This window comes from Apolloniradiicaulis salifontis (assembly GCF_053756655.1).
The window spans coordinates 567480-580577 of record NZ_CM132387.1 but is presented as its reverse complement, the minus strand read 5'-3'; the positions used below and the strand labels follow the sequence as shown (position 1 = coordinate 580577).

Annotated in this window: 13 protein-coding genes; 2 read left to right on the top strand and 11 right to left on the bottom strand. The window is 68.6% G+C overall.

The annotated features are described in order from the left end of the window. Positions 1-22 precede the first annotated feature (22 nt). A complete protein-coding gene (locus ACWCOP_RS02740; protein WP_478249700.1) occupies positions 23-1138 on the bottom strand; it encodes a methyltransferase in 1116 nt (371 codons plus the stop codon). Between the two features lie 10 nt (positions 1139-1148). Next, positions 1149-2015 (bottom strand): polyprenyl synthetase family protein, encoded by an 867-nt coding sequence (locus ACWCOP_RS02735; RefSeq protein WP_478249699.1) that lies wholly within the window; start codon positions 2013-2015, stop codon positions 1149-1151. Between the two features lie 85 nt (positions 2016-2100). Between ACWCOP_RS02735 and crtD the strand changes: the two genes are divergently transcribed. Together crtD and ACWCOP_RS02725 are read left to right on the top strand one after the other, a co-directional pair. Next, positions 2101-3681, top strand: a complete 1581-nt coding sequence (gene crtD, locus ACWCOP_RS02730; protein WP_478249698.1) for a 1-hydroxycarotenoid 3,4-desaturase CrtD — start codon at positions 2101-2103, stop codon at positions 3679-3681. 17 nt (positions 3682-3698) lie between these two features. Further along, a complete protein-coding gene (locus ACWCOP_RS02725) occupies positions 3699-4499 on the top strand; it encodes a hydratase (RefSeq protein ID WP_478249697.1) in 801 nt (266 codons plus the stop codon). Positions 4500-4534: 35 nt separating this feature from the next. On the opposite strand, the gene ACWCOP_RS02720 is transcribed toward ACWCOP_RS02725, so the two are convergent. From ACWCOP_RS02720 to bchI, 9 genes are all read right to left on the bottom strand, one after another. Then, positions 4535-4669, bottom strand: coding sequence for a hypothetical protein (locus ACWCOP_RS02720; RefSeq protein ID WP_478249696.1), 135 nt, complete (start codon positions 4667-4669; stop codon positions 4535-4537). Further along, on the bottom strand, positions 4666-5133 hold the full coding sequence (locus tag ACWCOP_RS02715) for a TspO/MBR family protein (protein WP_478249695.1): 468 nt from the start codon (positions 5131-5133) through the stop codon (positions 4666-4668). Before ACWCOP_RS02715 ends, ACWCOP_RS02720 begins: the two co-directional genes overlap by 4 nt. A gap of 155 nt (positions 5134-5288) precedes the next feature. Further along, positions 5289-5441 carry a hypothetical protein gene (locus ACWCOP_RS02710; protein WP_478249694.1) on the bottom strand — a complete coding sequence of 51 codons (153 nt, stop codon included), beginning with the start codon at positions 5439-5441 and terminating at the stop codon, positions 5289-5291. After that, the gene (locus ACWCOP_RS02705) at positions 5441-6496 is read right to left on the bottom strand and encodes a phytoene/squalene synthase family protein (RefSeq protein WP_478249693.1); all 1056 of its coding nucleotides are present in this window, start codon (positions 6494-6496) and stop codon (positions 5441-5443) included. Before ACWCOP_RS02705 ends, ACWCOP_RS02710 begins: the two co-directional genes overlap by 1 nt. Continuing rightward, positions 6489-8024, bottom strand: coding sequence for a phytoene desaturase (locus tag ACWCOP_RS02700; RefSeq protein WP_478249692.1), 1536 nt, complete (start codon positions 8022-8024; stop codon positions 6489-6491). The genes ACWCOP_RS02705 and ACWCOP_RS02700 overlap by 8 nt, the downstream gene beginning before the upstream one ends. Positions 8025-8027: 3 nt before the next feature. After that, positions 8028-9323, bottom strand: a complete 1296-nt coding sequence (locus ACWCOP_RS02695) for a DUF3422 family protein (RefSeq protein WP_478249691.1) — start codon at positions 9321-9323, stop codon at positions 8028-8030. Continuing rightward, positions 9323-10225 (bottom strand): alpha/beta fold hydrolase BchO, encoded by a 903-nt coding sequence (bchO, locus tag ACWCOP_RS02690; protein ID WP_478249690.1) that lies wholly within the window; start codon positions 10223-10225, stop codon positions 9323-9325. Before bchO ends, ACWCOP_RS02695 begins: the two co-directional genes overlap by 1 nt. Beyond that, positions 10222-12060, bottom strand: a complete 1839-nt coding sequence (locus tag ACWCOP_RS02685; protein ID WP_478249689.1) for a magnesium chelatase subunit D — start codon at positions 12058-12060, stop codon at positions 10222-10224. The genes bchO and ACWCOP_RS02685 overlap by 4 nt, the downstream gene beginning before the upstream one ends. Next, positions 12057-13064 (bottom strand): magnesium chelatase ATPase subunit I, encoded by a 1008-nt coding sequence (gene bchI, locus ACWCOP_RS02680; RefSeq protein ID WP_478249688.1) that lies wholly within the window; start codon positions 13062-13064, stop codon positions 12057-12059. The genes ACWCOP_RS02685 and bchI overlap by 4 nt, the downstream gene beginning before the upstream one ends. Positions 13065-13098: the final 34 nt, after the last annotated feature.

Here is a 13098-nt window from a genome sequence, read left to right as displayed (position 1 = left end):
TCTACATTGACACATTGAGTAGTCAATTCTGATTTACGGATTCATCCGGAAAAGCGGTTAAAATGTTTGCGATCAATGGCATGCGAGATTTGTGAAGCCTGGCCCCGGTGAAGCCCGCCTCGCTCAACATGGCTTTTAGGCGCTCTGCGCTGCGCGGGCGGCCACGGCCCATGGCCATCAGATAGAATCCAAAATACGCCTCCCCCATGGGCTCCGCGCCGCGTGCGCCGGCCATGGGCTCGGCCACCAGCAAGGTCCCGCCCGGCGCGATCGATTCGCGGCAGGCGCGCAGCAGGCCCATGACCTCCTCGTCGCCATGGTCGTGAAGGATTCGCACCAGGGTGATGAGATCGGCGCCGCCCGGAAGGGAATCGGTGACGAAGCTGCCGCCATGGACCACCGCGCGCTTGGACAGGCCGGCCTCGGCCAGACGCAGCCTGGCGCGTTCGGCCACCGGCGGCAGGTCAAACAGCGACAGCTCAAGGCGTGGCGCCCGCCGGGCGACTTCAGTGAGGAAAGCGCCTTCGCCGCCGCCCACATCGAGGACACGGGCGTGGCGGCGAAGATCGCAGGCGGCGAAAATTTCATCGGCCACCATGGGAAGGGTCGCGGCCATGAGCGCGGAATAGGCGTCGGGTCGCCCCGAATCGACCGCCTCGCGGCCATAGCCCCAGAATCCTGCAAGCGCGCCGTCGGTTTCCCCGCGTAGCAGCGCCAGCGGATCGGCGAGGTCTTTGTAGAGGAGCCGGTGATGTTCGGTCATGGCGGCCAGGCCCGCATCGCCCACCATGGCCGCGCCCAGCCCGCCCAGGGCGTAGCGCTCTCCTGAGCGCGCCTCCAGAAGGTTCAGCGAAGCCGCCGCCCGCGCCAGGCGTTCGGCGCCGGCCCGCGGCAGGCCGGACTGGGCGGCGATCTCATCGAGGCTTTTCGGCCCGGTTTTGAGAAATTCAAACAGGGAGATCTCGACGCAGGCCAGCAAAGTCTGGGAATAGACAAAGCCCGCCATGAGATCGAACAGGGCGCGCGCCTCGCCGCGCGCCTTTGCGCGGGTGAGGGGAAACCCCTTGGCGAAACGGCGAAAGCCGGGATCTGCGACGACCCGGTTTCTCAAATCTCCAAGAGCGGCCCCCAAGCCCATGCGGTCAGTCTCAGGCTGCGTGGACGGCGAGATTTTTCGGCACCAGGCGCTTGGCCTGGGCGCTGACAAGGGCGCGCAGCATGTCCGCGCCGTCGCAATCGGGCACCGACGCAGCGGCTTCGGCCACCAGGTCCTTCAGCCTGGCCACCGCGCCTTGCGTCCCGAGAGACAGGGCGCAGCTCGGCCGGCCCAGCGCCGCGTCACGGCCCACCGGCTTTCCAGCCTCGGCGCCGCCGGCGGCGTCCAGCAGGTCGTCGGCGACCTGATAGGCCTCGCCGATCTTTTCGCCCAGCACAGTCCAGGGCCGCGGATCCGATCCTGCGGCCACGGCCCCGGCCATTGTGGCGCCCACAAACAGCGCGCCCGTCTTGGCGCGGTGATAGGTGGCGACGTCCACGGTGGGCTCGCTTTCCCAGGCCTGACCGGCCGCGATTCCATTGGGCGCGCCCACGGCGCGTGCGATCAGCGTGGTCAGCGCCGGCAGACGCGTCGGCGTCGCCGCCCCGGCCCGCGCCAGCGTTTCAAACGCCAGAACGATCAGCGCGTCGCCGGCGAGAATCGCCAGCGGCTCGCCAAAGGCGGCGTGCACGGAGGCCTTGCCCCGGCGCTGCTCGGCGGCGTCGAAGGCGGGCAGATCATCATGGACCAGAGAGGCGCAATGGATCAGCTCGATGGCGGCGGCCGCCGCGCTTGAAAGCGCCGGATCTGGATCGCCGCAGGCGCCCGCTACCGCAAGGCAAAGCTGGGGGCGGACCCGCGCCCCGCCGGAAAACACGGCGTGCTCCAGCGCGGCGGCGAATTTCGGCGGACAGCCCTGTGCGGCGGCCCGTGCGACGGCGGCGCGCAGCTCAGCCTCGATGCGTGCTCCAGCCTCCATGGCGCCCTCCTCGACGGTTGCCGGTGTCCAGTTTTCCTGTCACTTTTATTGTCATGAAGATTGGACACTCTTTTCAGGCCTGTCAATGACGCGCGCGTCCGGATCGGCCGATACAGACGACCGCGTCATCGTCGTGGGCGCGGGCATGGGCGGGCTTTCCGCCGCCATTGATCTGGCCGCCCGCGGTGTCCCCGTCACCCTGATCGAGCGCGCCGGCGCGCCCGGCGGCAAGATGCGCACGCTGGACGTGGAGGGCGCGGCCGTGGACGCCGGGCCCACCGTGCTCACCCTGCGCCGGGCGTTCGAGCAGCTCTTCGCCGACGCCGGCGCCAGCCTTGACGATCATGTCGCCCTGACCCGCGCCGACCGGCTGGCCCGCCACGCCTGGGACGGGCAGAGCCGCTTTGACCTTCACGCCGATCCCGCCCGCTCGGTCGACGAGGTCGGGCGGTTTTCCGGCGCGGCCCAGGCGCGCGGCTTTGAGCGGTTTGTCCGGGACGGACGGCGTCTCTACGCCGCGCTGGAGGACAGCTTTCTTCTGGATTCCCGCCCCGCCATGCCGGAGCTGGTGGCGCGCATCCTGCGCCGAAATCCGGCCGGGCTGTTCGCGCTTCGGCCGTTCTCATCGCTCTGGGACGCGCTGGGCGATTATTTTCCCGACCCGCGCCTGCGCCAGCTGTTCGGGCGCTACGCCACCTATTGCGGATCTTCGCCGTTTGAAGCGCCGGCCACCTTGATGATGATCGCCGATCTGGAGCAGCAGGGCGTCTGGTTTGTGGACGGCGGCATGACGCGTCTGGCCGACGCCATGGCCAACCTCGCCGCATTGCTGGGCGTGGAAATCCGTTATGGCGAGACGGTGGCGCAAATCATCGTGGACGGTGGCCGCGCCGCCGGTGTGCGCCTTGAAACCGGCGAGACCCTGCGCGCCCGCGCGGTGCTCGCCAACGCCGATCCCGACGCTTTGAGAGCAGGCATGCTGGGTGAGGCCGCGGCCGGCGCCCCGCCGCCCGCCGCCGGGCCGCGCGCGCTTTCGGCGCTCGTCTGGACCGCCACGGGGCGCGCCTCCGGCTTTGATCTTGATCGCCACAATGTCTTTTTCTCGCGCGACTACCGCGCCGAGTTTCAGGCCCTCTTTGGTGAGGGGCGGATGGCCGATGACCCGACGATCTATATCTGCGCCCAGGATCGCGGCGCCGGGCCGCCCCCGCCGGGACCGGAACGCTTTCTGATTCTTCTCAACGCCCCGCCCGACGGCGACGCCCGCCCCTACCCGCCCCAGGAGACCGAGACATGGCTCGCACGAACGATCGATCGGTTGAAGGCTTGCGGGCTGACCCTGTCGCTGGATGCGGTGCGCGCCACCGCCCCGGACGGGTTCGCGGCGCGCTTTCCAGGGTCCGGCGGCGCGCTGTACGGGCGCGCCCTGCATGGCTGGCGAGCCGCGTTTCAAAGACCGGGCGCGCGCACAAGGCTGCCGGGTCTGTATCTGGCGGGCGGCGCGGCCCATCCGGGGCCGGGCGTCCCAACCTCGATGCTGTCGGGCCGCACGGCGGCGCGCTCGATCTTGGCCGATTTGGCTTCGACGCCGCGGTTTCGCCCGGCGGGTATCGGTGGGTCTACGCCGACGCCATCAGCGACGACGGACGCTTCAGCCTCGTCCTGATCGCGCTGATCGGCAGCGTGTTCTCGCCTTATTACGCCTGGGCGGGACGCAAGACCCCGCTGGATCATTGCGCGCTCAATGTCTGCCTTTACGGGCCCGGCGTGACGCGCTGGGCCATGACCGAGCGGCGCGCCGGCGCGGTGGCGGCCTCTGCAAACATGCTGGAACTCGGTCCCAGCCGTGTCCGCTTTGAAGACGGCGCGCTGATCTACGATATCGAGGAACATGGCGCGCCCCTGCCCCGCCCGGTGCGCGGACGCGTGGTGATCCGCCCCGAGGCCGAGCAGAGCGAAACCTTCACCCTGGATGAAGACGGCCGCCATGTCTGGCGCCCGGTCTGGCCGCGCGCGCGGGTGGAGGCGCACTTCAAGAGCCCCGATCTGAAATTTCGCGGCGACGGCTATGTGGACATGAACGCGGGGAGCGAACCGCTGGAGCGCGCCTTCCGCTCCTGGAACTGGGCGCGGGCGCCATTGGAGGACGGGGCGGCGATTGTCTACGATTCGATCTGGCCGGACGGGCGCGAGCACTCGCTGGCGCTGCGCATCAACGCAGCCGGTAAGGCTCAACGGTTCGATGGACCGCCGGTGCGCCCCCTGCCGAATGTAGGGTGGGGCGTCGCGCGGGAGACCCGCTCCGACGGCGATGCGCGCGTTGTGAAGACGCTGGAGGACACGCCCTTCTATTCACGCTCTCTGGTGGAGACCGAGCTGTTGGGCGGGCGCCGCCTGTTCATGCACGAAAGCCTCGACCTGAAGCGCTTCTCCTCCGGCTGGGTGAAGTGCCTCCTGCCGTTTCGAATGCCCAGAGCTTTCTAGACAGGCTTTCTAGACGGGCTTTCCAGACGCGCACCCTACTCGTCGGCTTCAGCGTCGCGGCGCTTTTCGCGCTTTTCATCGCGGTTGAGCTTGACCAGCTCCCACACCGCGAAGGCCAGAACCCCGCCGAAAATCAGCAACATCTCGATGCCGAACAGAAGATCGCTCATGCCGTCCTCGCGCGCCTGCGGACGATGTCGCCGTTAAGCACGCCGGCGAAACTCGCCCACGCAAGATAGGGCGCCAGCAGCCAGGCGGCGAGCACGTCAACCTGAGCGAAGGCGTAGATTGTGGCCGCTATGGAGATCCACAGAGCGCTGACCTCGGCCAGCGCAAGGCCAGGGCGTTTCAGTCCGAAGAACACCGCCGACCAGCCGGCGTTGAGCACCAGTTGCACCCCCCAGATCGCCACCGCCGGGCCGACACCGGCGACATCCCAGACCCGCCATGCGGAATAGGCGATCAGAACGTATAAAAGCCCCCAGGCGATGGGAAACACAAAGTCCGGCGGCGTCCAGCTTGGCTTGTCCAGATCCTTGTACCACTGGCCCGGACGGAACATCGCCCCCGTCAGGGAGGCGAGAAACACCAGGCCGATGAAGGGCAGGAGCGTCCAGAGCGGCGCGTCGGTCATGGGGGCCTCGTGTTCGGTGGCGTCACCTCGCCTGATCCATATAGGTCGGCGCGGGCGCCGGACGACGCCGCTCCACCATAGCGCTCAAGCGTCAGCGTGGCGAGGGAGGCCGTGCCCGGCCCGCGATCAGGAGAATGCGTCAGAAGACGGCCTGTTCAGCCGAGCTCGCCCTTGTCTTTATCCGGCGTTGCGCTGTCAGACGTTTCGTCCGTCTTGTCCCGATTGAGCAGAATCAGTTCGCGCACGCCCCAGCCGATCACCACTGCGGCGAGCAGCACCTCAAAGACGAGCGGGAGATACGCCCGCATCAGCCACGCCCGCTTCGCGACAGACTCGCCCCGCCTGTACGCTCGCGCATCTCAAGATCATGGAGGATGTCGATCATGCGGCCCCAGTGCTCGTCCACCCGCCAGAAGGCCGGCTCGCGCGGCGTTTCGGGGACGGGCGGCGCGGCGTGCACCAGAAAGCGGGTCTCCATGAGCGCCGGCTCGCCGGACACCCCGCCCCTCACCACGGCGTCCACCAGACCCGCCGCCGCGAGCGACAGCTTGCGCGAAGTGGAGGTGGTGGCGCGCGCGTTCACGGTGTCGCAGCCGGCGCGCCGGGCCTCCCGGCCGATCTCGCGATAGATGCGCGCGGCGGCGTGAATCGCCGGACGGCAGCTCAAAGGCAGAAGCGCCACGCCGGCGAGCGAGCGCTCATAAAGCCGGTCGGCCTCGTTGAGCAGGCGGTTCACCACCGCCCCCAGCTCCGGCGAGAATTTCGGGTCAGCCAGGAAGGCCTCCGGGTCGAGGCGCGCCTCGCGCATCCAGGTGCGCGGCAGATAGAGCCGGCCGTTTCGCGCATCCTCGCCCACATCGCGGGCGATATTGGTCAGCTGCATGGCGACGCCCAGATCGCTGGCGCGCGCCAGCGCTTCGGGCGAGCGCGCGCCCATGACAAGCGCCATCATCGCCCCGACCGATCCCGCCACCCGCGCGGCGTAGGCGCGCAGCTGGGAGATCGTGTCATAGCGAAGCCCGTGGGCGTCCCAGGCGAACCCGTCGATCAGCGCGGCGGGCAGCGTTTTGGGAATCGCGCGCGCCTCGATCAGGTCGGCGAAGGCGCGGTCCACCGGATCGGGACCGGGACGCCCCGCGTAAATATCGTCAAGGCGCGCGGCGAGATCGGCGCAGGCCGCGCCCGGAGATCCGCCGCGATCCACCGCATCATCGGCGCGCCGGCAAAAGCCGTAAAGTGCGTAGGCCTCGCGGCGCACGGTGGGCGGCAGGAGAAGCGAGGCCGCGAAAAAGCTCTTGGACCCGGTGCGAATTTCCCGGCGGCAAGCGTCGAGATCTGTGGGGCTGGCGTAGGTTTCAGACATGTTTCCTCGCATCAGGTACGACGCTGTCGAGCACGCGCGCGGAGGACAACACCCCGGGCACGCCGGCGCCGGGATGGGTTCCCGCGCCTACTAGGTAGAGATTCTTGACGTCTTCACTTCGGTTATGGGCGCGGAACCAGGCGCTCTGGGTGAGCACCGGCTCCAGCCCGAAAGCTGCGCCGCGCGTGGAGTTCAGGCGGCCTTCAAAATCAAGCGGCGTCATTACGCGCGACACCTCCACCGCGTCCTTCAGGCCGGGCATAAGCGTCTCTTCCAGGCGTTTTTCGATCGCCTGACGATAGGGCTCGGCCATGGCCTCCCAGTCTGTCCCGCTGTCCAGATTGGGTACCGGAGAAAGCACATAGAATGCGTCGCACCCGTCCGGCGCCAGCGAGGTGTCGGTGGCGGTGGGGCGGTGAAGATAAAGGCTGAAATCCTCGGCCAGTCGCTTGTGCTTGAAGATGTCGTCCAACAGGCCCTTGTAGCGCGGCCCCAGAACGATGGTGTGGTGATCCACGTCGTCATAGCGCCGGCGCGTGCCGAAATACCAGACGAACAGGCTCATGGAATAGCGCGCGCTTTCCACCTTGGCGTCGGTCCAGCGCTTGCGCCTGGTCTTGGACAGAAGGCGCTTGTAGGTGTGGCCGGTCTCGGCGTTGGAGACCACGATATCGGCCTTGATGCATTCGCCGCCGGCAAGGCGAACCCCCGTGGCGGCTCCGTCCTCGACCGTGATCTCCTCCACCTCGACATTGCAGCGCACCTGCCCGCCCTGGCCCTCGATAAGGCGGGCGAGGCCGGTCACCAGCTCGCCGGTGCCGCCCATGACGAAATGCACGCCCCACTGGCGTTCCAGATAGGAGATCAGGCAGTAGATCGAGCTGGCCGAGAACGGATTTCCGCCGATGAGAAGCGGGTGGAAGCTGAGCGCGATGCGCACCTTCTCGTTCTTCACATATTGCGACACCAGCGAATAAACCGAGCGGTGGCCGGAGAAGCGCAACAGGTCCGGCGCGATGCGCGCCATGTCGGTGAGTTTGTGGAACGGCACATGGCCGAGCTTTTCAAATCCGATCTCGAAGATCTGCTTGCTCTTCAGCAAGAAGCGTTCATAGCCGGCCACGTCCTCGGGTGAGAATTTGGCCACTTCGGCGCGCATGGCCTCGGCGTCGCGCGAACAATGGAAGACCGTGCCGTCGTCAAACCGGATGCCGTAGAACGGATCGATCTCTTCAAGCTTGATGTCATCCTCGATCCGGCGGCCGGCGAGCGTCCAGAGCTCCTCCAGCAGGAACGGCGCGGTGATGATGGTGGGTCCAGCGTCGAAGACATATCCGCCTTCGCGAAACACATAGGCCCGACCGCCCGGCGCATCGAGCTTTTCAAGGACTGTGACACGGTAGCCCCGCGCGCCCAGGCGCACGGCGGCGGCCAGGCCGCCGAACCCGGCGCCGATGACCACGGCGTGGGGGCGCTCGCCATCGTTCCGCTCATGGTCCCGGTCGAAGGATGCGTCATCTCTGGCCATGACCTAGCCCTCCGATTTTTCGATGGAACGGCGCACGCGGCTCAAGCCCACAGCAAGGCCGATCGCGACGATGGGGATGGACACCGCCATGGTCAGCGCCGGATCCAGCGGCAGGCCCATAACCTCGGTGCCCTTGGCCAGATAGCCGATGAGGCCGACGACATAATAGGTGATCGCCGCAATGGAGAGCCCTTCCACCGTCTGCTGCAGGCGCAGCTGAAGCTTGGCCCGGCTCGCCATGGCCTCCAGCAATTCGCGGCTCTGGCGCTCCTGGGTCAGGGCGACGCGGGTGGACAGAAGCTGGGTCGCGCGCGCCAGGTGCTCGGACATGGACTCAAGGCGTTTGGAGACCGCCTCCACGGTGTTCATGGCCGGCGCCAGGCGGCGCTCGGTGAACTCGGTGAAGGTCTGCAGACCCTCCACCCGCTCCTCGCGCAGTTCACGGATGCGCGCCTGGACGATGCCGTAATAGGCCGCCGACGCGCTGAAGCGGTAATACTGCTCGGAATGGCGCCGCTCGATATCGGCCTCCAGCCGGGTCATCCGGTCCAGAAGCGCGCTCTCGTCGGCGTGCACTTCGTCGGCCATTTCGCGCGTGACCGCCGCCAGATCCTGCTCGCGCTCGGTCAGAAGCCGGCCCAGATCACGCGCCACCGGCAGGCCCAGAAGCGCCATCATCCGGTAGGTGTCCATCTCAAGAAGGCTGCGCATGGCGCGGCCGGCCTGCAGAGGCGACATGTTCCGGTTGCGAATAAGGAAGCGGTTGAAGCCGTCGGCATAGCTGCGGAAATTCGTCAGCGCCACGCCGCCGCCGGCGATCCTCGAGCCCACAAGCTCGGCGCCGCCGAACAGGCGCTTGGCGGTTTCGTCCACCGCCGGGCCCTGCTCGGGCGCGGTCACCATCAAGGCGTGAGCGGCGAAGATCACCTCGCCAGGAAGGCCCGAAAGCCAGTCGGCGGGCACCTCGGAAATGGGCGGATTATCAAACGGCGCGCCGTCATCGACGCTCTGGCGAATAAACGTGTAGCGCGCAAATTCGGTATGGCGCTCCCAGATCACCCGCACCGGACCCAGCGGCGCCGAGTAGTGGGTCGCGCCCTCCGCCGGCGCCGCGACGTTGAACCGCGCGGCGAGATCAACCACGGCGGCGAGATCCGCCCCACGCCGTTCCGGGCCGGTATAAAGCACCAGGTAAGACGCGCTGAGGGGCGCGGCCAGCGGCTGCGGCGGGCGCGCGTGCACCTCCTCGCTGAGGCTGGCGCGGTGGGGATGGTCGGCGGGCAGCCGCAGCGCAGGCATCAAAAACCTCCAGCGAGCCGTGGCTCGGCTTTAGTGTCGGCGACCAGAGCGCCGGCGTCGTAGACGGCGCTGCGGATCAAATCCGAAACAGCGGCGGGATCTTCCTCGTGGGCCAAATGTCCGAGCCCGGCGAGCCGGATGGAAGTATGTGCTCGGATGGAGCGCGCAGCCGCCTCCACCCCGTCGGGCGGGGTGGCCCGGTCGCGCGCGCCCGTGACCAGCGTGACCGGAGCATCCAGCCGGCCAAGATCATCCAGCAGAGGCCGCAGCCGCCAGTTCGCCATGAGGCGCAGCGCGCCCGCCACATGGGCGGGGCGTTTTAGAAGGCGGGTGTAAAGCTCCACCCCCTCCTCATCGAGATGAGAGCCGGTCCTGGCGATCAGGCGCGCCACGCGGCGCGGGCTGGCGCGCATGGAAAACAGGCGCGGCGCCAGCGGATTGAGCAAAGCGAGCTTCACCGCCTTGGAAGCGATCCCGTCCGCCGCGCCGCCATACGGCTGCAGCGCCGGGCACAGCCCGATCAGAGCTTTGGGCGCCATGTGACCATCCAGCGCCATACGCAGGATCACCGCAGCCCCGGCCGAATGGCCCACGGCGGCGGCCGGTTCGATGTCCAGCTGGCGCAGCAATGCGCCGAGCGCCTGAGCGACTGCAGGAAGCGTCGGGGTCTCCATGGCGCCGGTGAAGCCGTGACCTGGAAGATCGACCATGACGATCTCGAAATCGTCTGCAAGCGGCGAGGCGACGTGCCTGAAAGAGTGCGTCGAGGCGCCGGTGCCATGAATCAGAAGCAGCGCCGGGCCGGCGCCCAGGCGCTGGACGTGCCAGCTCACCCCGCCGGCCGAAACCTGCTGGCTGGCCGCGCGGTGGGGCCAGTCGGCGGGGATGCGCGCGGCCGTCATGCGGCGGCCTTGCGGGCGATATCCACCAGCGCGCCGGTGTTGGCGGCCGGCAGGCGCACATAGCGCGCGGCCATGTCCCTGGCGACGCTCTGCGCCGCTTCGGCGCCGCGCTTGGAAACGTCCACCACGATGGAGGCGTGGCCGGCGCCGCGCAGGCGGCGGGCCGCGTCGCGCGCTTCGGCCATGGCCACCTCGCGGCCTCCGACGCCCTCAAGCGTCACATTGGCCGCGCCGTCTGTCAGGAAGATCAGCGAGACGCTGCGACCCTGGCGTCCGGCCGAATGGGCCAGCGCCTCGGCGGCTGCGATGGCGGCCGCCAGCGGTGTGCCGCCGCCGCCGGGAAGGCCGGCGAGGCTGCGCTTGGCGCGGGTCAGCGAGCGGGTGGGCGGCAGCAGGGTTTCCGCCCCGCGTCCGCGAAAGGCGATCAGCGCGACCTGATCGCGGCGCACATAGGATTCCGCCAGCATCAGCTCCACCGCACCCTTGGCCTCGGCCAGCCGGCTCAACGCCAGGGAGCCGGAGGCGTCCACGATGAAGATCGTCACCGTCTCGGCTTTCTGCTTGAACCGCTTCACGCGGAAATCCTCACGGCGCACTTCCAGCGCCGGTCCGCCTGTCAGACGTTTCAGGCCGCGCCGGCGAACCTTGCCCCACGGCGCCGCGGCGCGAAGGGTCGCAAGCACGTCCAGCCGCTTGCCGCCACCCGGATCGCCGCGCCTGGACCCGGCGGGCCGCCCGCGCGTGGCTTCCTTGCGGACGGCTCCCGCGCGGCCCGCGCCGCCGGCGTTCGAGGCGCCCTGCCCGGCTTCCAGACGCGCCAGAAGACCGGCAGGGATCGCGGCCCTGGCGGCCTCGGTGGTGATTTCGGTCAGCTCGTCGGGCGTTTCAGCGTCGTCGGCGTCCGGATCGGTGTCGTCGTCGGCCTCCGGCTCGGCGCTTTCGGGCGTCTCGTCCTGGGGCTCTTCGGGCTCTTCAGGCTCTGGCGGCGTGTCCGGTTCGGCCTCTTGTTCTTCTTCCAGCTCTTCCTGGGGGGGCATGCGCGTTGCGCGCGGCCCCAGCACAAGGCGCGCGGCGAGCGCCGCCTCGGCGTCGCTGACCTCATCAAGGCCTTCAAGGGCGGCTGCGGCGCGCGCGACGCGCAGCGCCAGCAGCGGCGGGCGCAGCGAGTCCACGCCCAGCACCGCGGCGGTCTGGGTCAGGGCGCGCTCGGCGCCGTTATTCAGGATATGGGTCAGGCGCACCCGCGCCATGGCCACGTCTTCGCGCGTCACGCCCTCGCCGGCGGTCTCAATATCCCGAAGGCTGACGCCGGACAGATCAATGTGAAAGGCGAGGCGCTCGCGAAGCGCGGCCGGAGCGCCTTCATCGGCGTCCGCCGCTTCATCCAGGGCGATGATGACCGGCGACGGCTCGCCGTCCAGCGCCGCAGCCAGACGCGCCGCGAGGCCGGCGTCTGCGCGCTCGGCCATGGCCAGAACGCCGACGCCGTTTCTGATCTCGTCCAGAAGGCCGGCGCGCCGCACGGCGCGTCCTGTCTTCAGCGTGGCGGCCAGATCGATGCCGCCCAGAAGCGCCTCGTCATTCACCGCCGCAGGGATGCGCCGCCAGACCGCGTCTTCGTCGGCCAGCGATTTGTAATACTCCAGCCATGCGTCGCGCGCCGGCCCGGCCCGCGCGGTGAGCACCACGCCGCGCAGCCCCGGATCGACGGCGAGCAGCGCCGCGGCCAGGCGCGCCTGCGCCCAGCTTTCCCCGGTCTCAGCGCCGGTATCAGCGCCTGTATCGGAGCCCGTATCGGCGCCCATATCGGCGACAGTGCCGGCGTCCCCGCTCACCCCGCGAACGCTTCTTCAAGGCCGCGCTCGATGCGAGCCGAAGAGCCGGCTTCATCCAGCGGATCGCGCCGCAGCCTGTGGCGCAGAACCGACGGGGCGACGGCGCGCAGATGTTTGATCTCGATCTCGTCGGTGGTGTCCAGCGCAGCCATGGCGCGCGCGGCGCGGATCAGGGTCAGCTCACCGCGGAGGCCGTCTGCGCCCAGCGCGAGGCAGATCTCGGAGGCTTTGCGCAGAACCGGCTCGGGTGCGTCCAGCCCGGCCACGCGTTTCTTGGCTGCGGCGATCGATCCGCGAATCTCTTCGCCGGCCTCCGCCCATTTTTCACAGAAGGCCTGCGGATCGCGCTCAAAGGAATCGCGCCGGCGCACCACTTCGATGCGCTGATCGATCTCGCGGGGCGTCGCCACCTCCACCGACAGGCCGAAGCGATCCAGCAATTGCGGACGCAGCTCGCCCTCCTCGGGATTGCCGCTGCCCACCAGAACAAAGCGCGCCGGGTGGCGCACGCTCAGCCCGTCGCGCTCCACGACATTCTCGCCGGTGGCCGCCACGTCCAGCAGCAGGTCCACGATATGATCTTCGAGAAGATTGACCTCGTCGATATAAAGAAAGCCGCGATTGGCCCGCGCCAGAAGGCCCGGCTCGAACGCTTTCTCGCCGCGGCGCAGCGCCTTTTCAATGTCCAGCGCGCCGACAACCCGGTCCTCTGTCACGCCCAGCGGCAGATCCACCACCGGGGTGGGCTTGGTGACCTGCGCACCGCGGGCTTTCTCGTCGCCATTGATGGCCGGCTCGCCCGGCGCGGTGTTGTAGGGGCAGGTCTCAAACGTCTCGATCGGGGGCAGCAGCCCGGCGAGCGCGCGCACCGCGGTGGATTTGGCCGTGCCACGGTCGCCGAAAATCAGAACGCCGCCCACGCGCGGTTCCACGCATGCGATCAGAAGCGCTTGTTTCATCTCCTCCTGCCCGACGATCGCGGGGAAGGGAAAAGCTAGGGTCATGAATGCGCCTCGATAGGATCAACATGGTGAGTGT